Annotated in this window: 16 protein-coding genes and 1 tRNA gene; 8 read left to right on the top strand and 9 right to left on the bottom strand. The window is 44.1% G+C overall.

Features of this window, described 5'->3' with window-relative positions; all coding sequences use genetic code 11:
* Positions 1 to 76 precede the first annotated feature (76 nt).
* Positions 77 to 2,089 carry an NADPH-dependent 2,4-dienoyl-CoA reductase gene (locus F7Y48_RS05960; RefSeq protein ID WP_168187874.1) on the top strand — a complete coding sequence of 671 codons (2,013 nt, stop codon included), beginning with the start codon at positions 77 to 79 and terminating at the stop codon, positions 2,087 to 2,089.
* 60 nt (positions 2,090 to 2,149) lie between these two features.
* On the opposite strand, the gene F7Y48_RS05955 is transcribed toward F7Y48_RS05960, so the two are convergent.
* Entirely contained in the window at positions 2,150 to 3,466 is a 1,317-nt protein-coding gene (locus F7Y48_RS05955; protein WP_316682327.1) for an MFS transporter, read from the bottom strand.
* A gap of 173 nt (positions 3,467 to 3,639) precedes the next feature.
* Between F7Y48_RS05955 and F7Y48_RS05950 the strand changes: the two genes are divergently transcribed.
* Entirely contained in the window at positions 3,640 to 4,188 is a 549-nt protein-coding gene (locus F7Y48_RS05950) for an NAD(P)H nitroreductase (RefSeq protein WP_316682325.1), read from the top strand.
* A gap of 103 nt (positions 4,189 to 4,291) precedes the next feature.
* A complete protein-coding gene (locus tag F7Y48_RS05945; RefSeq protein WP_316682323.1) occupies positions 4,292 to 6,259 on the top strand; it encodes a DNA topoisomerase III in 1,968 nt (655 codons plus the stop codon).
* 42 nt (positions 6,260 to 6,301) lie between these two features.
* Here the strand turns inward: F7Y48_RS05945 and F7Y48_RS05940 are convergent, their stop codons facing one another.
* Positions 6,302 to 6,508 carry a hypothetical protein gene (locus F7Y48_RS05940; RefSeq protein WP_005380717.1) on the bottom strand — a complete coding sequence of 69 codons (207 nt, stop codon included), beginning with the start codon at positions 6,506 to 6,508 and terminating at the stop codon, positions 6,302 to 6,304.
* A 183-nt stretch (positions 6,509 to 6,691) separates the two neighbouring features.
* On the bottom strand, positions 6,692 to 7,381 hold the full coding sequence (locus tag F7Y48_RS05935) for an SDR family oxidoreductase (protein WP_145532801.1): 690 nt from the start codon (positions 7,379 to 7,381) through the stop codon (positions 6,692 to 6,694).
* A 271-nt stretch (positions 7,382 to 7,652) separates the two neighbouring features.
* Here F7Y48_RS05935 and F7Y48_RS05930 point away from each other — a divergent pair, with 271 nt between their 5' ends.
* Entirely contained in the window at positions 7,653 to 8,576 is a 924-nt protein-coding gene (locus tag F7Y48_RS05930) for a histone deacetylase (RefSeq protein ID WP_258506730.1), read from the top strand.
* Positions 8,577 to 8,767: 191 nt separating this feature from the next.
* Here F7Y48_RS05930 and F7Y48_RS05925 read toward each other — a convergent pair.
* The 3 genes from F7Y48_RS05925 to F7Y48_RS05915 form a co-directional block, all read right to left on the bottom strand.
* A tRNA-Ser gene (locus F7Y48_RS05925) sits at positions 8,768 to 8,858 on the bottom strand.
* Between the two features lie 154 nt (positions 8,859 to 9,012).
* Positions 9,013 to 10,821, bottom strand: coding sequence for a DUF3413 domain-containing protein (locus F7Y48_RS05920; RefSeq protein WP_124008368.1), 1,809 nt, complete (start codon positions 10,819 to 10,821; stop codon positions 9,013 to 9,015).
* Between the two features lie 22 nt (positions 10,822 to 10,843).
* The gene (locus tag F7Y48_RS05915; protein WP_005380722.1) at positions 10,844 to 11,071 is read right to left on the bottom strand and encodes a YejL family protein; all 228 of its coding nucleotides are present in this window, start codon (positions 11,069 to 11,071) and stop codon (positions 10,844 to 10,846) included.
* An 85-nt stretch (positions 11,072 to 11,156) separates the two neighbouring features.
* On the opposite strand from F7Y48_RS05915, the gene yejK reads away from it, so the two are divergent.
* From yejK to F7Y48_RS05900, 3 genes are all read left to right on the top strand, one after another.
* A complete protein-coding gene (yejK, locus tag F7Y48_RS05910; RefSeq protein ID WP_005396521.1) occupies positions 11,157 to 12,155 on the top strand; it encodes a nucleoid-associated protein YejK in 999 nt (332 codons plus the stop codon).
* Positions 12,156 to 12,237: 82 nt separating this feature from the next.
* Positions 12,238 to 13,554, top strand: a complete 1,317-nt coding sequence (locus tag F7Y48_RS05905; protein WP_316682309.1) for an Hpt domain-containing protein — start codon at positions 12,238 to 12,240, stop codon at positions 13,552 to 13,554.
* A 104-nt stretch (positions 13,555 to 13,658) separates the two neighbouring features.
* The gene (locus F7Y48_RS05900; RefSeq protein WP_316682307.1) at positions 13,659 to 14,822 is read left to right on the top strand and encodes a chemotaxis protein; all 1,164 of its coding nucleotides are present in this window, start codon (positions 13,659 to 13,661) and stop codon (positions 14,820 to 14,822) included.
* 88 nt (positions 14,823 to 14,910) lie between these two features.
* Here F7Y48_RS05900 and nhaC read toward each other — a convergent pair whose 3' ends face one another.
* On the bottom strand, positions 14,911 to 16,344 hold the full coding sequence (nhaC, locus tag F7Y48_RS05895; protein WP_005396525.1) for a Na+/H+ antiporter NhaC: 1,434 nt from the start codon (positions 16,342 to 16,344) through the stop codon (positions 14,911 to 14,913).
* Between the two features lie 430 nt (positions 16,345 to 16,774).
* Here nhaC and asd point away from each other — a divergent pair, with 430 nt between their 5' ends.
* Positions 16,775 to 17,890 carry an aspartate-semialdehyde dehydrogenase gene (asd, locus tag F7Y48_RS05890; RefSeq protein ID WP_170891177.1) on the top strand — a complete coding sequence of 372 codons (1,116 nt, stop codon included), beginning with the start codon at positions 16,775 to 16,777 and terminating at the stop codon, positions 17,888 to 17,890.
* A gap of 55 nt (positions 17,891 to 17,945) precedes the next feature.
* On the opposite strand, the gene F7Y48_RS05885 is transcribed toward asd, so the two are convergent.
* Both F7Y48_RS05885 and F7Y48_RS05880 read right to left on the bottom strand, forming a co-directional pair.
* Complete coding sequence (locus tag F7Y48_RS05885; protein ID WP_005396527.1) at positions 17,946 to 18,809, bottom strand: ion transporter; 864 nt, start codon at positions 18,807 to 18,809, stop codon at positions 17,946 to 17,948.
* Positions 18,810 to 18,844: 35 nt separating this feature from the next.
* Positions 18,845 to 19,483 carry a YchE family NAAT transporter gene (locus tag F7Y48_RS05880; protein ID WP_005396528.1) on the bottom strand — a complete coding sequence of 213 codons (639 nt, stop codon included), beginning with the start codon at positions 19,481 to 19,483 and terminating at the stop codon, positions 18,845 to 18,847.
* Positions 19,484 to 20,027 lie beyond the last annotated feature (544 nt).

Below are 20,027 nucleotides of genomic sequence, written 5' to 3'. Positions count from 1 at the left end.
GTAAACGCTTGTTTGATTTTTTGGTTGAGCGGGCTTAATCTGGTCAGACCATGATAATAACAATGGATGTTAAGTGATGTCTGCCATGTACCCAAACCTATTAAAGCCACTGGATCTCGGTTTTACACAATTACGAAACCGAGTCCTGATGGGATCAATGCACACGGGCTTAGAAGAGCACAAAGAAGGATTACAGAAGCTCGCCGCTTTCTATGAAGAACGCGTGAAAGGCGGTGTTGGACTGATTGTAACCGGAGGTTTTTCTCCGAACTTACGCGGTCGTTTGCACCCGTTGAGTGCTGAGTTCAGCAAACCAAAGCATGCTAAGGCCCACAAAGTTGTGACAGAAGCGGTGCACAAGCACGGTGGCAAAATTGCCCTACAAATTCTCCATGCTGGGCGTTATGCCATGCATCCATTCTCGCAAAGTGCGTCTGGCATTAAAGCGCCAATTGCAAAGTTTGCTCCGAGTGAAATGAGCGACCGCCAGATAAAGAAAACCATTGATGCCTTTGCGAACAGCGCTGAGTTAGCCCAGCTTGCTGGTTATGATGGCGTCGAGTTAATGGGCTCGGAAGGTTACCTGATAAACCAATTCTTATGTAAGCGCACGAACATGCGTTACGACGAATGGGGTGGCAGTTACAAAAAACGTATGCGTTTTCCGCTAGAAATTGTCAAAGCGGTTCGTAAGGCGGTGGGTGACAAGTTCATCATCATTTTCCGTCTCTCTATGCTGGATCTTGTCGAGCAGGGCAGCACATTTGAAGACGTTATCGAATTGGCGAAAGCACTTGAAGAGGCTGGCGTCACGATTATTAACACTGGCATTGGTTGGCACGAGGCTCGAATTCCGACCATTGCGACTCAAGTACCACGCGGTGCGTTTACGTGGGTTACGGAAAAAGTTAAACCTCACGTTTCGGTTCCTATCATCACTTGTAACCGAATAAATACGCCAGACGAAGCAGAACGTATTCTATCTTCTGGGCATGCCGATATGGTTTCGATGGCGCGCCCATTCTTGGCTGATCCTTACTTTGTTGCTAAAGCCGAACAGGAAAAAGCGCAGCTTATCAATACGTGTATTGGTTGTAATCAGGCGTGTCTAGATAACGTGTTTAAAGGTAAGCGCGCCAGTTGCTTAGTGAATCCACTTGCGTGCTATGAAACCGAAATTGTTGTTGAACCAGCCTTTAAGAAGAAAAACATTGCCGTTGTCGGAGCAGGTCCGGCGGGCTTGGCTTGTGCGACTACACTGGCTGAACGTGGCCATAAGGTTGATTTGTTCGAAAAGAACGACCGCATCGGCGGTCAGTTCCGTCTTGCTATGCAGATCCCTGGTAAGGAAGAGTTTCGAGAGACGATACGATATTTCGCTAATCGTATTGATGAAACAGGCGTGAATCTGCACTTATCGACGGAAGCGAACTATGACCTACTAACAGAATACGATGAGATCGTGATGGCGTCGGGTGTCGAGCCACGTAAAGTCAATATTGATGGAATTGAGAACCCAGAAAAAGTCGTCGACTATCAAACACTCATTCGAGACAAAACGCCAGTCGGTGAGAAAGTGGCTATCGTTGGTGCAGGTGGTATTGGCGTAGATGTCGCGACCATGCTCACAGAGCCAGTTGGACAAACGTTGGATGACTGGTTGCATGAATGGGGAATCGACAAAGAGATGTCTCAACCGGGTGGTTTATACCCTTACCCTGATGCGGTCAGCGATAAAGAAGTCTGGGTGCTTCAGCGTCGTAAAGGTCGCGTAGGTAAAGGTCCGGGTAAAACGACAGGTTGGATCCATAAACGTACCCTTGAAAAAAGGGGCGTACATTTAGTCGGTGGCGTGTCTTACGATAAAATTGATGATCAAGGTTTGCACATTCATGTAGATGGAAAAGAACAATTATTGAACGCGGACAAAGTCGTCATTTGTGCGGGGCAAGAGTCTGTTCGTCCATTTGAAGATAAATGGTCTGAACTCGGAGAGAAGATTCATATCATTGGCGGAGCTGACCATGCGGGTGAACTTGATGCTGTGCGTGCGATTCGTCAAGGTGTTAAATTGGCGGTAAAACTCTAGCTTTTTAATGTGTGTTTACCATGAAAGCTGCGCTTTGAGCGCAGCTTTTTTTGTATAGAACTAGTCACTGATATCTGGCAGTTGTTTGGCCATTACTACGCCAGCAAGAGTAATAAAAGAGAACACTAACACCACTGCTGAAAGGCTCAAAAAGTTCGACATAACACCAAGAGAACTCATTAGAAGCAGCATTATTCCAACCACCGTGTTACTCACGGCTACATAGCTTGTCCGCTTGTCACCTTCTGCGATATCAACTAAGTAGGTTTTTCGTCCGACTCGTATTCCGTCGTGGGCAATACACACACAAAAGTAGAGCAGAGGAATCACGAATAGGAAGCTTTGGCTAGCGGTGACCCACGTATCGTAAACAAATAAAACAACGCCAAGTAGCGCGCTCATCGTTGCGCCGATGACCATCACACTGCGGCTAGAGCGATCGGACATTCTTCCCCAGAAAGGACCTGACACAAAGGAGGCTAAGCCACTCGCAAACATAAAGAGAGCTAGCACCCAGAGCTGTCCACCGAGAGATTGCTGTGCCAGCACAACGTAGTACGGTGCACTCAGCGCAGAACATAAAAATAGTGTCCGCGTGATAACGAATCGACGAAAGGTCACGTCTGTTTTAAGTAACGCGAGTTGTTTAAATGCCTCAAGGACGCCATTTCGACCACCGTCTACCTCACCGGCATACTCATTAATTCGTGCATAAACTAATGCCGCAATAAGCCATATGGCGCCCGCTAACCCTAAACTCAGACTGTAAAAGCGCTCCGTCGGCTCTACGTCCCATAACCAGGCTAGTGCCAGAAGGCTAGCGAAAAGTAGTGTAACAAGGCCAGCAGCGCTTGAAGACCAGCCGTTGACTTGACCTCGTTGGTTTTTAGGGATGGTTTTGCCCAATACATCTTTTGATGCGACGGAATTTAAACCGCGTGAGAGGCTGAAGATCACAAGACATGCAATTACACCATAACCCGCAGCAGCTCCTGTCAGAGTTAATGCGACCACTCCGATTGCAAATATGGAAAGAGCCTGCAAGATGCTGCCAATTACCCAGACCCATTTTCTTACTGGGAGGCGACGAATATAGTGCGCAATACTAAGTTGTGGGATAAGGGAACCTGACTCACGAATAGGAACGAGCCAACCAATTAAGTAAACCGGTGCCCCGAGACTTTGTAGTATCCACGGCAACGTGACTTTGGGGTTGATTAACGCATCGCCGACTTTCGTTAAAAACTGAGCAAGAATGATTTTAAGAAAGTTGCCGGGAACTTGATGACAAGCTGATTCAGGAATCGCCTTACAGGCACGGGCATCTTCGTCATTAACGATCTTTTCGTAAATGCTGTTTTGTTTATCCTTGTTCATCAACCTGCCTATGTTCAACTTATTCATTTCGCGAATAAATTAACATTAAATCCAGTTTGATGTTAAGTGAAGCACGTTATCAAGCCCACAGAAAACCGGTTGTTATTCGTAGGAACAGATTGTGCTAAAGTGGCGTAAACAAAATAACAACGATATTCGATAAGGATTCTTTCATGGACGCTCTCGATCTTTTGCTCAATCGCCGATCTATCGCGAAGTTATCTGCGCCTGCACCAGAAGGTAAAGCGCTTGAGAACATCATTCGTGCAGGCCTTCGTGCGCCTGACCATGCGGGATTAACCCCTTGGCGTTTCGTTATCGCACAGGGCGATGGTTTGAAAAAACTGTCAGATATCTTGGTAAAAGCCGCAGAAGCTGAAAATAGTGATGAAGCGGTGGTCGAAAAGGTGAAAAATGCGCCATTTCGTGCGCCAATGGTGATCACGGTGATTGCTAAAGTAACGGAACATGACAAAGTGCCTGCACTAGAGCAACACTTATCTGCGGGATGTGCCGTACAATCCATGCAGATGGCAGCGGTAGCGCAAGGCTTTCAAGGATTTTGGCGCTCAGGTAAGTGGATGTTCCATCCAGAAGTTCATCAAGCGTTTGGTTTAGAAGGCGACGATGAGATTGTTGGTTTCTTGTACCTAGGTACGCCTGGTTGCACACCGATGAAAGTTCCTGAGCGTGACCTTTCTCAGTTTGTTGAGTTTCTATAACTGAGCATCTAGGTAAATTGACTGTTTATTTATACAGTTTTTCTTGATTTATTAGGGCTACATTCGTTAATGTGGCCCTAATTATATTTATTTCCAAAACGTTATGTCTCGTCTGTTTATTGCTGAAAAACCAAGCTTAGGCCGTGCGATTGCCGCTGCACTGCCAAACCCTCAAAAGAAAGATCAAGGATTTATCCGCTGTGGGAACGGGGATATCGTTACTTGGTGTATCGGCCATTTGCTCGAACAAGTCGAACCTGACGCTTACGATGAGCGTTATAAAAAGTGGAATATGGCAGATTTACCAATTGTTCCGCAGCAATGGCAGCTCAGACCGAGGAAAAGCGCAAGTAAGCAATTAACAGTGATTCGTAAATTGCTCAAAGAAGCTAACGAAGTCATTCATGCAGGAGACCCAGACCGAGAGGGTCAGCTGTTAGTTGATGAAGTTCTCGACTATTGCAAGTTATCTAAAACCAAGAAGGAATCCACACAGCGTTTGCTGATTTCCGACTTGAACTTACCTGCGGTTAAACGCGCACTCAGTTCTATGCGCAGTAATCGCGAGTTTATCCCACTTTCAGTTTCTGCATTGGCCCGCTCTCGGGCTGATTGGCTGTATGGTATGAACATGTCTCGTGCTTATACCTTACTTGGTCAAAAAGCAGGGTATCAAGGTGTTCTCTCGGTAGGGCGAGTGCAAACGCCAGTTCTTGGCTTAGTGGTGCGTCGTGATGAGGAAATCGAAAACTTTGTCCCGAAGGACTATTTTACCCTACATGCTCTGATTCCGTATCAAGATGCCAATGGTACTTTTGATATTCGTGCTCGTTGGAAGCCAAGTGAGGCATGCAAGCCTTGGCAGGATGAAGAAGGGCGAGTGTTAAACCGTAAGTTAGTGGAAAACGTTGCAAACCGCATTGCAAATCAACCCGCGAAAGTGACGGAGTCGGAACAGAAGCAAACCAAGCAATCCGCACCACTACCTTATTCATTATCTGCTTTACAGATCGATGCAGCAAAGCGCTATGGCATGAGTGCGCAACAAGTGCTAGATACTTGTCAGGCATTGTATGAAAAGCACAAGCTGATCACTTATCCACGTTCAGATTGTCGCTATTTACCGATGGAACACTACTCACAAGCAGGGACGGTGACAACAGCTATTGCGAATAACGCAAAAGAGCTGCAAGGTGCCGTTCAGGGAGCAGACTTAACATTAAAGTCCAAAGCTTGGAATGATAAAAAAGTGGATGCGCACCATGCGATTATCCCTACACCAAAACAAGCTAATGTGAATGCGCTTTCGGGCAATGAGATGAAAGTGTATCAATTGATTGCGCGCCAGTATCTGATGCAGTTTTATCCGGCGGCAGTTTACGCAGAAGCGAAATTGGTTTTCGATATCGCTGGTGGTACGTTTATCGCGAAAGGTCGTCAGTTAGTTGCGCCGGGTTGGAAAGCGCTAATGGGCAAAACTGACAAGGAAGATGATGGTATTGATGCCGTGCCACCGTTACCAGAAGGCACCGTGTTAACTTGTCGTGAAGGGGAAATAAAAGACCGAAAAACCGAGCCACCAAAGCACTTTACCGAAGCATCGCTGTTGCAAGCGATGACCGGGATCGCCCGTTACGTTGCGGATAAAGAACTGAAAAAAATCCTTCGTGATACTGATGGGCTAGGTACGGAAGCGACTCGCGCTGGTATTTTGGACACGCTGTTCAAACGCCAACTGCTCACGCGTCAAGGTAAATCAATTCTCAGCTCTCCTGCGGGAAGAGGTCTCATTCATGCCTTGCCACAGGATTCAACGTACCCAGATATGACGGCTCATTGGGAGCACCAGTTACAAGGTATGGCAGAGAGAAATCAGGCATATCAGCCGTTTATGCAAGCACTAGAGCAACGCATTGATGGCTTGATGGCACAAGTAAAAGCAGGGCCGATCCCTGATTCATTGCGTCATCTACCCAAGGTGGAACGTCCTGCGTTTAAACGTAAAAAGCGTAGTTATTCAAAGAGTGGTGGCGCAACTAAATCTGGTGCAGCCAAAGGTAAGCGGACCTAAGACAAGCGCGGCGTAATTAAGCCGCGCTTACTTGAAAATAGATTACTCGAACAGGTCGCCGTGGTTTTGGATCGCGCCTCTTACTTCACCTTGAGTTAACACGCGTTTGTCCAGTACCTCTTTCACCTGGTTGCCCAAGTCAACTAATGTATCTCGATTCGCTTGAGTTTGGCGTTTACCAGCACTTCTCAAGCAGTAATTTAGTTCGTGCTCTTCGCTAAAATTAACCAAATCCCTATCTGCTGCCATCGTGCTTTCTCCTTATTTGTTCTACTTTTTCCTAAGTCTGGATTGGATGTAGATAAATTCAAGTTAGATTGCGCGAATTATGCTGGTGGATCACTGATGAACATTATGTTTGCCAACCAAGTCACGATTATGAATCCTGGCTTTGATGGTATTTGGTTTAGTGATGGTTGTGTCTTAATGCTGCTACCAAGGTAACTCAGTACCATCGTAGTTAATAAATCGACCTGAAAGCTGCGGTGTGCTCAGTTCTATCACGTTCGCGAGGCCTTGCGCGGAGGTTTGCGTATCTATCAAAGCATTTGGCCCGCCCATCGCCGTTTTTACCCAACCAGGATGAAGCGCTAAAACGGTAAATCCTTCAGGTGTTAAATCATTACTCAAGCTTTTAACAACCGAGTTTAGCGCCGCTTTCGATGAACGATAAATATAACCGCCACCGGACGTATTTTCCGTCATGCTCCCCACTTTTGATGAGATACAAGCAATCTTTTTCATCTTGCCTTGTTGTAAACGTGGGTAACAGTGCTCAACCAGTTTTAACGGTGCAATGGTGTTCACTTCGAAGACTTTACGCCATTCTTCTACGTCAGTGTTTCCAAAACCATATCCCCTGGGGCCATAATATCCTGCATTGTTAATGAGTAAGTCGATGGCCGGGAGTTTATCGGCAAGCTTAGCGACTTGTTCGTAGTGAGTGACATCCAGTTCGTGCAAAACTAGATTGCTGTAATGTGAGGCTAGAGTTTGTAGTTCAGAACTGTTCTCTAAGGAACGGCTGGTAGCATGTACTTGGTGGCCTTGCTTCAGGTACAGCTCAGTTAAGCTAAGGCCAATGCCGCGATTTGCTCCGGTAATAAAGACGGTTTGACTCATACAAACACCTATATTTTTTTGATTTCAGTTGGAAGTCATTGTGTTAGCTAAGAGCAATAAAATCAACCAGCCACCACGTACCAACAACGAGAGATGAAAATAGGGACAGAGCACAAAGAGAGCCAAACAGTGCGCCGAGAATAGCAAAGAAAGTAGAATTCATATGTATATTAAATTTAATTGATATTGAAAATCATTATCAATTAAATTGCGTTTTATTCAACCCTTGAAGTTGATACTATTTCGTTACCATTGTTATTAAGAATTTCTCATGCTGCCATTTATCTACCACCCGGTTTATTCTCAACTTGAGTTGCCAGAGGGGCATCGTTACCCAATTATGAAATACCAGTACCTCTATGAATCGATATTGGTACATATGGAGAAAGATGACTGGAAAGAGCATGTGCAGTTTTTCCAGCCAGAAGCACTGACTGTTGAGGAAGTAAAACGTGTTCATGACCAGGAATATGTCGACTTGCTAGTGAATGGAAACATGCCAGCTGCGAAGATGCGCCGAATAGGTTTTCCTTGGAGTGAGTCTCTCATTACCAGAACGCTAACTTCAGCAGCGGGCACGGCTTTGACCGCAAATAAAGCACTTGAGTATGGTGTTGCCATTCATTTGAGTGGCGGGTATCACCACGCACACAAAGAGTTTGGCAGTGGTTTTTGTTTATTTAATGACTTAGTGATCGCGGCCAGGCAAGCGCTCGAAGTAGAGCATGTCGATAAAGTATTGATCATTGATAGTGATGTTCATCATGGGGATGGAACAGCAACTTTATGTGACGATGAGCCAGATATAATCACGCTTTCCTTCCACTGTGATAAAAATTTCCCAGCGAGGAAGCCTCAGTCTGATCTAGATGTGCCTTTGGTGCGAGGAACAGGTGATGAGGATTTTTTAATGGCGTTTAAGGAAGTGGTTGAAATGGCACTTAATCTTCATCGTCCTGATTTGGTTATCTACGATGCTGGTGTTGATATACATCAAGACGATGAGCTTGGATATTTTGATGTGTCGACGCAAGGGATTTTAGAGCGTGATAGATTTTTAATGCAAACAATGAAATCGCGAGGTATCCCTGTCGCAGCTGTCGTCGGAGGTGGATATCGAACGAATCATGCAGACCTTGTCCCAATTCATTTGCAGCTCATTAATGCCGCTAAAGAAGTCTTTGTTGGTAAGTAAATACAACTAGACGTAAGTATCAACCTGATTCAAAACGGGACACTGAAACGAAAAGGTCGTTAATTTCTAAGCGTACTCTTTCTGAATGTGGCGATTGCTGGGCTTGTATTCAAGGAGGGATTTGTACAAATCTTTTCAAATCTGGATATACGAAAAAGCCCGCTAATTTCTTAGCGGGCTTTTTCTAAATGTGGCGGAGAGATAGGGATTTGAACCCTAGATACGCTATTAACGTATGCCGGTTTTCAAGACCGGTGCTTTCAACCACTCAGCCATCTCTCCGTTGTTGAAGCGCATAATATAAGGCTTTGAAAATGTTGTAAACCCCTAGTTGAACTGATTGGATATTTACTGCGCAAATTTGTGGTTTGTGTTGTTTAAATAAACAAAAACTCCCCAAAAAGGGGAGTTTGAATAGTATATGGATTGCTAGGTATTAATCGTTTTTAGAATAAAAACGCTGTAACTCAGTTAAACCTTGCATCAAAACTGGCAACTTCGGTGCATCATCTCGAAGTCGTTTGTAATTTTTGTCATACAACTTGTAGTTGCCAAACTTATCGATCACTGTGGTTTGCGAGCTAGTAATTAAGGCAAGCTCACGAGTGTCACCCGCTAGGATCCAACGGCGACGACTTTCGTCAAATAGGTTACGACCACTACTGTAATCATATGGGTTGGAAGATACACCGAGCATATCCTGCAACAACGTGACCGAAAGGTCCAAGTGGCTTGTGCTGTGATTAAATTCACCAGCCAACATTCCTGGCCATTGGATTACCATAGGAACTTGTAACTGATAACGGCTGTAGTTGCTGTTTGCGCCCCAGCTGTTCGTGTTTGTTTCATTAAACTCACTACCGTGATTAGAAGTGATAATCACGATGGTGTTTGTCAATAGTCCATTTTTTTCAAGCTCACCAATAATGCTAGCGATGGTTTTATCCGCTGATTTTACCGCATATTCATAAGCTTTTTTGAAGCGATCACTTGCGGACATTTCTTCGTCATTATTGGAAGGGATCGATTCAAAATTATCAACGGTGGTGACTTCGATGTAACTAAACCATGGTTGACTCGCTTTCTCTGTTAACCATGTATTCCAGTTCGCGATAGATTGCTTATCGGTATGAGCTTGTGTGCCATCGAGGTCTTCCGCTAGTTTTAAGTCGCGGAAAATAATCTCTGAGTAGAGATCATCTTCAAACCCGCTGCCACTGAATAAGCCGAAGTTGTAACCCTGATCTTTCAGTACATCGAGTAACACCGGCGAAGCACCTTGCGCCTTGATGCTTGAGGCGTAACTGGTTGGTAAGCCGTAGAACAAACCGAAAGCCCCGTAAGTATCATTACTTGAACTGTAATGATTACGGAAGTTCTGATTGTTTTCGGCAAACTCATAGAGGTTAGGCATCTCTTCTGGATTCAGCGCGTCTGCACGCAGGTTATTTACGCTGATCATCAACACGTTGAGCTTATTGACTCGACGGTTAAACTCTAGCTTTTCTAGAGGGTAATTGACTAACTCTACGTTGCCTTCATTTTCCGCTAAGCGTTTTAGGTATTCCTCACGGTCAAGTAGACCATGTTTTTCCATAAAGCTCTTCGCCGTCATCGGATAAGACAATGGGAAGTTTGAACGCTGACTGGTAATTGGATTGTAGAAGTATGCATCTGCCCAAATATAAACCAAATGGCTGGTCATAAAGCTGAGGAAAAATACAGCTGCTAGAGGACGTCCTACGTGCTTATGAGATAGTTTGCGCTGTTTTCGCCATACCCATTCGGATAGAGCGAGCTGAATAAGGAAGATCAGCGGCATTACAACAAACAGATGTTGTAGATCAGTGCTGAGTGCACTTTTATCTTCGCTGAATAGTAACTCCCAAACGACAGGAGTTAAGTGCAAATTGATCGACTGATACGCTTGGGTATCAATCAATAATATGGTTTGCCCAACGGTCGCGAAAATCACTGCCACCAAACGGAACAATTTCCGCGATGGCAGGATAAACGTTAACGGGAATAGAACGAGCAAGTAAAGCGCGAAAACTAGAAAGCCAAAGTGACCAACCCAAGAAACCGCCAGATAAAACTGACCAAGTAACGTCTCGGGCCAAGGAGACTGAACAATGTAGCGTGTGCCTATCAACATCGATGCAACGATATTGAAGAATGCAAACCAGTGACCCCAACCAACCAGTCGAGATACACGTTCGCCGTATGAGTTTCCGCTGTCTACCATGTATGTGTTCTATTATCCGTTATTAGTGTGTTTTTGGTGTTTCTAAAGAAGACATCAGCGCCTGAGCAAATTTTTCAGCAATCGCTTTGCGTTGTGAAGCAGCAACACGTTGATTTAAGACATTGGTTGCGATATTTCCGGCAATCATTAGCGTCAACTCAGGAGAAGCAGCGTGTTTTTCAAGAACTGTTGCTACTTCAGCAAGAATTTTCTCTACTTGCTCGTCAGTATATTTAGATGTAATCGGCATAAAGACTCTAATAATGATAGTAAAAGCGGCTTATGATAACCTACAATGCCCATCAACTAAAACCTTGTAGCAAGATAAAATCACTATGAGCCTTCATCTTTCAAACGTTATTCTGCATCAACTGTGCAAAAACGATCAGGACGAGTTAGTTGTAAACTTTCGTCCAGCATCATTAGAGAACGATGCATCTACTGAAAACTTAGTCGCTGAGCTTCACCGAGTATTCCATTCTAAAGCTGGTAAAGGTTTTGGCTCTTTCCAGTCAGACAGCGAATTTCAATTTTGGCTTCAAGAAATGCGCAAAGGAGAGCGAGATTTTTACGACTTCTCACAAATTAGTGCAAATCGCTTGAAAGAGGAGTTGATTAAGTACCCATTTGCGGATGAAGGTATTTTGGTTTTCGCTGAGTATCAGAGTTTAGCAACGGACTACTTGTTCATCGGTATCTTACCAATGAACCAAAGTTTAAAAGTGACCGAAGGTTTGGACATCAGTGCGACGGATTACCTAGATATCACCAAAATGGATATTGCGGCACGCATTGACTTGTCGAGCTACGACACTGACAAGGAATCTAATCGTTACTTGCAATACATCAAGGGACGCGTCGGCCGTAAAGTGGCGGATTTCTTCCTAGATTTCCTGCAAGCGGACATCGGCTTAGATACTAAACAACAAAACTTAGTGTTGATGCAGGCAGTGGATGATTTTTGTGCTGACTCGAAGCTAGAAAAGCAAGAAGTGAACGAGTACAAGAAACAAGTTTACGATTACTGCAATGAGCAAATTAAATCCGGTGATGAGGTTCAAATCTCAGAGCTTTCTGGAGAGCTTCCTCCAAGCCAAGATGGCACAAGCTTTATGGATTTCACCAAAGAGCAAGGGTACGAACTTGAAGAGTCTTTCCCTGGTGACCGTGCGACGGTTCGCAAACTGACTAAATTTGTTGGCGCTGGTGGTGGCTTGAATATTAGCTTTGATAGCCTATTGCTTGGCGAGCGTATTTTTTATGACCCAGAGACGGATACCTTAACGATTAAAGGTACGCCACCAAATCTAAAAGATCAGTTGAGTCGCAACTAAAACCATATCGTCAAATTAAGAGAGCCAATGGCTCTCTTTTTTTATGTGAATAAGAAACATCCATAGTATATGCTTGTAATTAATGGAGATATGCGAGGGGCGAGTGTTGCTGAAGCTAAAAGAAGGAATGAGGCGGTTTGTTTGGTTCTGGTTCGTTTTATGGTGTGTTTTAGCGCTAGGGATTTGGTTGCAAGCCAAACAAACGATTCAAACCATTTCAACAGTGAATGAGCTAGGAAGCAAAGTCGAAGAAGTCAGACATTTTTTTAACTTCGATCTGCCTTATCGTGTTAAGCACGTCGACCAAGTTTCACTAAAACTTCAGTTAGCCTATGCAGTTCGCTTACAGCTTGAAAGTGAGTTTTCTGAAGGAAAAATCACACCAGATATTACTCAATTGCTTTATGCGACCGATCGATTTTTAGAAAGTGCTCGAGCCTTTGTAGGGAGTGACAGTGAGCTTGTATCATTGGCTGAACAGTTGCGAAGAAGCCGCTCCCGAGATGAAAACTCTGAGCAAATTCAATCAATGTACTATCGCTTAGGCGCACTTGTTTTGGAGTCTATTTTTAGTGACTCAGCAACGAATAGCGATACTTATCGTGATTTAGACCGACTCTTTATCGAGTCGGACACGCTTTCTCCTCAAGAGCGAAGTGCTTTTCAGCGTCAACTTGCCCAGACTTCAAGCGCGCTATCTGCCAAGGCGCAAGGCAGCTATCTAGTTAATCAACTGCTTAACCCTGATTTCCCGAACCAGTTGACTTCGATAAATGACCAGTTGGAACAAAAGTTGATGACCTTTGTTACTTGGTTGTCAGTAATCAGTGGTTTATTTCTTTCTCTTATTTCATGGGGGCTTTTCTCCCAAAGAACCGTTCAGCCGCTAACACCATCAAGAGCAGAAGATAAAGAGTCTGAGCAAGCTGGTGGGTCTTACGTTGTTTTTTCTGCTCAGTCCGAAATCTCTCAAAGCAGCCAAGTTAACGAACAGAGCCCTAATGAGCCGAACATATCGCAAGTGGAAGTCGTGGAACGTGAGCCGTATATAGATATCAATAAGATGCTGGACTCGCTATCGGGAGATGAAAGCGCGGTGCGAATGTTACTTGAAGTCTTTATTCAGGATCACTCTGGCGATGGTTCAAAAATGCATCGGCTATTAGAAGAGGATAAAGAGCAAGCGCAAAGAGCGGCTCATAGTCTTAAAGGGGTCTCGGGAAGTTTAGGGGCAATGCCATTGCACTGCATTTCGGGTGATATTGAACTGTTGATTAAACAAGGGCAAAAAGTGCCGGAAGAGAAACTGACACGTTTAGATGATGTCCTAAAGCAAACCATACTTTTCGCTAACCACGTTCTCAATAGTGAAAAGATACAAGAAGCGCTAACAGATTGATATTGCTCTGACTTACAATCATCAGAGTTGGGGTATTAAAGGCCCGAACTATATGACTTAGTTCGCTTTATTCCTGTTCCATACAATTTGTTAAAGGTACTTTCATGTCCGTTCGTCGATTGTCTTCAATGATGTTGATAGGGTTGGTTGTGATGCTTTCAGGGTGCTCCCTGTTAGAAGTGAAAATCGAGAGTCAAACCGTCCCTCTTACCAAACAAGAGCTTAATATGCGTCTCCTGACTCGTGAGTATGCGCAACAGTTTTTTGCTCAGGTAGAGCAAGCTGCTGATGCATTGCACGATCAATATGAGCCGCATGATAAAGTCTATCAATCTTATATTTTGCTTTGGAAGATAAATGCTGAAGAAGGTCTTCAAGCCGCAGCATACCAAGTCTCGCCAATGGCAGCACTGATTGATACTTGGACTTTTACGCTACAGATGGATCAATTCTTTACGACTGGCCCTGGTAATGAACTATTTGCGACAGATGAGGAAAAGTTAGTTTCTGCTCACTTAGCGAAAGAGGTGGATAAACTGGCTCAATCTCTGTTGAAACAAGAAGCGTACATCAAGACACAAGCGTTTGTTGCAGAGTTCGTTAAGCAACATCCATTCGCGGACTTAAGTATGATCAGGACGCCAGCTTACCGTGGGTGGTTAGATGCGAATCAAATTAGCGAGGAAGAGGCAGTGACTACGCTAGGTACAATGCCAGAAGCATTAGGGGATGTCTCGGATCGTCTAAGCCTTGTATCAGAACAGACCCCCAAAATTATGACTTGGAAGGCGCAGTTATTAGCATTAAATAGCTCTGCCAGCATCGAAAAAGTTAATGCTGCGCTAAATAGCCTACAAGTTACGGCTGATTCGATGAAGGACTTTATTGATAACAATCCAGAGTACATGCGCTATTTGGCAGAGCAAATGGCGGTGGAGTTACAACCTTTGGTTGACGATATTGACCAAAAAACGCAAGCGCGTTTATCTCAATTGGGTGAGGAGCGCCAAGCTTTAGAGTTGATGGTAGCCAGAGAGCGCCAAGAAATCGCGCAGATCATTACCCATGAGCGTGAGAAATTTGCTCAAGATATGGACCGAGTCTCGCAGGAAGTGGTCAGTTTAGCGATGACTAAGCTGATTGAGCTCGTTAAAAGTACCATTATCTACTTCATCTTGTTCATTGCCGTTATATTCTTTGCACCACTTGGCTTGGGCTATTGGTTTGGTAAGCGTGCAGCAGTGAAAACGCAAGTCAAACAAAGTTAACGTTTGGTTGAGATACAAAAAAGAGCGCTCATGCGCTCTTTTTCTTTGTCTCTCACTCGGAAGAGAGATTCTTCCTATCTATGCGAACTTAAGCGGTTTGCTGCTTCAGTTCGCCTTCTGCTTGTTCAACTGCTTCCGCCGTTGGCTCGCATTTATCAACAAACCAACCCATGTAGGAACTGATGATGGTCACAATGATACATACAAAACTTAGCCACATGAACGGTGCATAAGACAGTGTCGCAACACCCAGAATACTTGCCATGTAGATACCGTTGTCACTCCAAGGGACCATACCAGATGTTAATGTGCCGCCGAACTCTGCGTTACGAGACAAGTTCTTACGTTTGTAGCCTAGGCGATCGTAGTTCTTCGCACAGATTTTTGGTGTCAGGATAAGTGAAACGTACATCGCTGAACCAAATACGTTCCCCATAAAGGCTGTACCGATTGTACTTGTTGCCAGTGAACCTGCACTTTGAACGCGTTTTTCAAACAGCTTAGCGATAGTTTCTAACACACCCACTTTATCTAGTAGACCACCAAAACCAAGGCCGAATACGATAACTGCTACTGAGCCAAGCATTGAAGACATGCCGCCACGGTTAAGAATGGAGTCAATGAAATCTACGCCTGAAGAAATCGCAAACGGAGCCCAAGCGGTGTTGAACGCGGTTAGGAAGTCCACATCTTGAATCATTACTGCCCAAATAATACCGAGCAGAGAACCAAAACTGATCACTGGGAATGAAGGCATACGCATTGCTAGAAGTGACAATACGATGATCACAGGAACAAATGAGTAAGGGGTGATGTAGAATTGCTGCTCCATCGCTTTAATTACAGAGTCTACCTGGCTCATGTCAACTTGACCTGCGTAGTGGAAGCCAAATGCAGTAAACATAATGCCTGTAATAATATAGCTAATGAGTGCGATCGGCAGCATGCCTTTAATATGTTCCATCACTTCAACGTTAGACATCGATGAAGCAAGAATCACAGAATCTGATAGAGGCGACATTTTGTCACCAAAGTAACAACCTGAAAGCACCGCACCAGCTGTAATTGGTGCAGGAACGCCAAGGCCTTGGCCAATACCCATCATCGCAATACCAGCAGTACCAGCAGCGCCCCAAGAGGTGCCAGTCGCTAGCGCAGTCAATGAACAGATGATCATGGTTGCGAGCAAAAAGATAGAAGGGTGAATTGCTTTAAGTCCGTAGTAAATAATGGTTGGAACAATACCACCAGAGATCCACGTACCAACAAGCGCGCCAACGGCAAGAAGAATTAAGACGGCTCCAAGTCCATTGGAAATGCCATTTAGTGCAGCTTTTTCCAGATCTTTGTACTGATGACCAAGCTTAATGCCTAATATCATGATAATGAACCAACCGATGTACAGCGCTAGCTGGATCGGTAGGTCTAGCTTGGCAGTGAACGAAAATGCCAGCAGTAGAAATAAACCGAGCGAGATAAATACCTGTATCAAGCTTGGTAGGCGTGGTGTAACTTGCTTCATATGTGCCTCTGTCAATCTTGGAGCAATAGAGGAAGGCGCTCCTTGTTGTAATCGCGCATAACATACATTAACAAAAATTATATTTCGAATATTTGGTGTTTTATCTTGATGTTCGTCGGCAAAAACGTTTGCTTGTGAAATTAACTGTTAGTTTGTTTTAACTTTTTTGGTTTTAAATGTTGTGTAATGTGAAATTATTGTGCTTCATGTGTTATTTTATCACTGAGTGGTAAGACCAATTTGGAGTAACAGGGCTTTCCCTACTTGAAAAATGGCCGAAATCGCAAACCAAACACTAAAAAATCTCGTTTAACACGAATTTTCATAGGAAAAGGTTAAAAAATAGGCTTATTTACAAAATAAGGGTTGAGATTTTGATGCGAAAAATTAACTATGGGGTAGGTTTTTTAATACATGGAGAGTTAATACGATGAGAGTTGGTTTAGTTGGTTGGCGCGGTATGGTTGGTTCAGTCCTTATGCAGCGTATGGTTGAAGAGAAAGACTTCGACCTAATCGAACCAGTATTCTACAGTACTTCTCAAGTTGGTATTCCTGCTCCTAACTTAGGAAAAGACGCAGGCTTACTGCAAGACGCGTATGATATTGAAAGCTTAAAACAGCTTGATGCGGTAATTACATGTCAAGGTGGTAGCTACACAGAAAAAGTTTACTCAGCACTTCGACAAGCCGGTTGGAAAGGCTACTGGATTGACGCAGCATCTACGTTACGTATGGCGGAAGATTCCATCATCACGCTTGATCCTGTGAACTTAAAGCAAATCCAACAAGGCATCCACGGTGGCACGAACACATTTGTTGGTGGTAACTGTACGGTTAGTTTAATGCTAATGGGTCTAGGTGGCTTATTCGAAAAAGGCCTTGTTGAGTGGACAAGCGCAATGACATACCAAGCCGCTTCTGGTGCTGGCGCGCAAAACATGCGTGAACTGATCTCGCAAATGGGCGTTATCAATGACTCTGTAAGTTCCGAACTTGCAAACCCATCAAGCTCTATCCTAGATATTGATAAAAAAGTTGCAGACACAATGCGCAGCGGTTCTTTCCCTACCGATAAATTCGGTGTACCGCTAGCTGGCTCGCTTATTCCGTGGATCGATGTGAAACGTGATAACGGTCAGAGTAAAGAAGAGTGGAAAGCGGGCGCAGAGGCAAACAAAATTTTGGGCTCACAAAGCTCGCCTGTGCCAATCGATGGTACTTGCGTCCGTATTGGTGCGATGCGCTGTCACTCTCAAGCACTCACTATCAAGCTTAAGCAAAATGTCCCAATGGACGAAATCGAAGAAATCATCGCCACTCATAACGACTGGGTTAAAGTGATTCCTAATGATCGTGACATTACTGCGCAAGAACTTACACCTGCAAAAGTAACAGGCACTATGTCCGTACCAGTAGGTCGTCTACGTAAGATGGCAATGGGTGATGACTTCCTAAATGCTTTCACTGTTGGTGACCAACTACTATGGGGCGCAGCAGAGCCATTGCGTCGTACGTTACGCATTATTCTTTCTGAGAAAGCATAATCACATCAATCTTTGTTTGATGACAAAATAAAAGAGCTCCCTAGGGAGCTCTTTTTTATGCTTCGTCTTCTCCACGAACAACGCGTTTATCAGGATCGGCCAGTTCACTACCACAGTGTTTACAGTAAGTCGCATCAGAGTCGTGCCCGGCGTGAGAACAGTTAGGACACTTCACTAATACTTTGTGCGATTGCATTTCTTGGTGAAGCTCTGCTGTGAAAATACCAGTAGGGACCGCCAAAATTGAATAACCCAACAACATGGTGAGTGAGGCAAGTCCTTTTCCGAGATCTGTTTGAGGTACCAAGTCACCATATCCAACCGTTGTGATGGTCACAATAGCCCAATAAATACTTTTCGGAATGCTAGTAAATCCGTTTTCAGGCCCCTCAATGACAAAAATCAGTGACCCAAAGATCGTGACCATAATGGCGACAGAGCTAAAGAAGATAAAAATCTTTCTGCGCGCCATCAGTAGAGAGCGTAAGAGGATGTTGGACTCTTGAAGATATCGGACCAACTTGAGTATGCGGAATATTCGCATGACTCGTAGTGCTCTTATTACGCCCATAAAGGAGGCAGAAGGGAAAAACAGTGCTAAGTAAGTAGGTAAAATAGCGAGTAAATCAACGACGCCATAAAAGCTCTTCGCATAGGCCGCTGGTTTTGGAGAGCAATAAAGTCGGAGAAAATACTCAATAGTGAATAAACCGGTAAAAGTGTACTCCAAGTATTTCAGCTCTTTTGCCCACTCGGCGCGTACGGATGGTATTGAGTCTAATACCAGTACGATTAGAGAACTGATAATTGCGATAATGAGTGCAATATCGAAGGTTCGACCAGCTTTGGTATGAGTACCAAAAATGGTGACATAAAGAGTATGTTTGAGAGAGTCAGTCGTCATGACAAAGCGATCCATTGTTGAATCGCTCTATCATACAATTTTATAGAAACTCAGGCTAATCCTGGAAATAAGTTGCGTAAACCATTGGCGATAAACTCAATACCCAATGCGCCTAATATCAAACCCATGATACGGGTAATGACGTTGATACCAGTTTGGCCCAAAAATCGCACGATCAGTGGGGCAGAGCGGAACAACAGCCACGAGCATAGACAGAACAAGCCAATTGTAATGCTGATGCCTACAGTATCAAACATGCTTGGGTAGCGTGCACCGTAAACAATAGTCGAACTGATTGCGCCTGGTCCTGCCATTAGCGGCATCGCAAGAGGAACAACACCGATCTGCTCGCGACTCACGTATTCTGATTTTTCCTGTTTGTTTTGTTTATCTTCCCCCAGTTTACCGCTCATCATTGAGAACGCGATGCTAAGCAGCAGTAGCCCACCTGCAACACGAAACGAATCCAGAGAAATGCTGAACATATCTAATAGTAACTGGCCAGCAAAGAGCGAAATGATCAGAATGATAGCAACAGCCACGTTCGCTGTGGTTGCCGTATTGCGCTTTTCGTCTGGTGTCATATGTCCGGTTAGTGACACAAACACAGGCATGATACCAACAGGGTTTACTGCGGCGACCAAACCAAGAAAAAACTGCAAGAAGATAGCAAGTTCAAAAGTTTGCATGTTGCGTACTCATTAAAGTTCACATTAGTGAAAAGGCGAAGGGGTAATTTGGGCGTAATGTAAGGCAAAAGTTGGGTTGGAAGAAATGAAAAAAACTAACGCATTTCCTACTGTTTTAGTGAGAAAAACTAATTCTTTAATAAACTGTATCTAATCTGGAAAAGAATTGTTGCGTATAAAGTTGCTGTCAAAGCGTGCTGTTTTACATAAACGTTAACATTCGCACACTTTTGATAAAAACTAAGGTGGTTTGTAGAGAGATGTATTCGGTTCGATATACTCTCAGTAGCACAAGGAATTGGGCCTACATGTAATTTTGTTGGCTAAAAATGAAACTTTTTTACAGGTTGTTGTAGTTTCTTTTATTTATTTGTCTATTTGCTTCTTTTTTGTTCAATAAAAAGTGAAGATTAATTTATTTGTTTATCAGTGAGTTATGTCGTTTTAGTGTGATGGGGCACCACTTTGGTGGTATTTAGGTCGTTAGAACTGATCCAAGTCAATTTTTTTCACACTCTGAAATATTATACTCAGTCCTGAAAGC

The sequence above is a fragment of the Vibrio sp. 2-1-2a genome (assembly GCF_032648565.1).
Taxonomy (GTDB): Bacteria; Pseudomonadota; Gammaproteobacteria; order Enterobacterales; family Vibrionaceae; genus Vibrio; species Vibrio diabolicus.
Note: the sequence above shows the minus strand (reverse complement) of the source record. Positions and strands in the feature narration are given on the sequence as shown.

Bases quoted from the DNA above. Each gene is read 5' to 3' on its own strand.
- F7Y48_RS05900 (WP_316682307.1), top strand. From the start codon at position 13,659: ATGTCCGTTCGTCGATTGTCTTCAATGATGTTGATAGGGTTGGTTGTG.
- F7Y48_RS05935 (WP_145532801.1), bottom strand. From the start codon at position 7,381: ATGAGTCAAACCGTCTTTATTACCGGAGCAAATCGCGGCATTGGCCTT.
- F7Y48_RS05905 (WP_316682309.1), top strand. From the start codon at position 12,238: ATGGAGATATGCGAGGGGCGAGTGTTGCTGAAGCTAAAAGAAGGAATG.
- F7Y48_RS05945 (WP_316682323.1), top strand. From the start codon at position 4,292: ATGTCTCGTCTGTTTATTGCTGAAAAACCAAGCTTAGGCCGTGCGATT.
- F7Y48_RS05950 (WP_316682325.1), top strand. From the start codon at position 3,640: ATGGACGCTCTCGATCTTTTGCTCAATCGCCGATCTATCGCGAAGTTA.
- F7Y48_RS05915 (WP_005380722.1), bottom strand. From the start codon at position 11,071: ATGCCGATTACATCTAAATATACTGACGAGCAAGTAGAGAAAATTCTT.
- F7Y48_RS05920 (WP_124008368.1), bottom strand. From the start codon at position 10,821: ATGGTAGACAGCGGAAACTCATACGGCGAACGTGTATCTCGACTGGTT.
- yejK (WP_005396521.1), top strand. From the start codon at position 11,157: ATGAGCCTTCATCTTTCAAACGTTATTCTGCATCAACTGTGCAAAAAC.
- F7Y48_RS05940 (WP_005380717.1), bottom strand. From the start codon at position 6,508: ATGGCAGCAGATAGGGATTTGGTTAATTTTAGCGAAGAGCACGAACTA.
- asd (WP_170891177.1), top strand. From the start codon at position 16,775: ATGAGAGTTGGTTTAGTTGGTTGGCGCGGTATGGTTGGTTCAGTCCTT.
- nhaC (WP_005396525.1), bottom strand. From the start codon at position 16,344: ATGAAGCAAGTTACACCACGCCTACCAAGCTTGATACAGGTATTTATC.
- F7Y48_RS05960 (WP_168187874.1), top strand. From the start codon at position 77: ATGTCTGCCATGTACCCAAACCTATTAAAGCCACTGGATCTCGGTTTT.
- F7Y48_RS05955 (WP_316682327.1), bottom strand. From the start codon at position 3,466: ATGAACAAGGATAAACAAAACAGCATTTACGAAAAGATCGTTAATGAC.
- F7Y48_RS05880 (WP_005396528.1), bottom strand. From the start codon at position 19,483: ATGCAAACTTTTGAACTTGCTATCTTCTTGCAGTTTTTTCTTGGTTTG.
- F7Y48_RS05885 (WP_005396527.1), bottom strand. From the start codon at position 18,809: ATGGATCGCTTTGTCATGACGACTGACTCTCTCAAACATACTCTTTAT.
- F7Y48_RS05930 (WP_258506730.1), top strand. From the start codon at position 7,653: ATGCTGCCATTTATCTACCACCCGGTTTATTCTCAACTTGAGTTGCCA.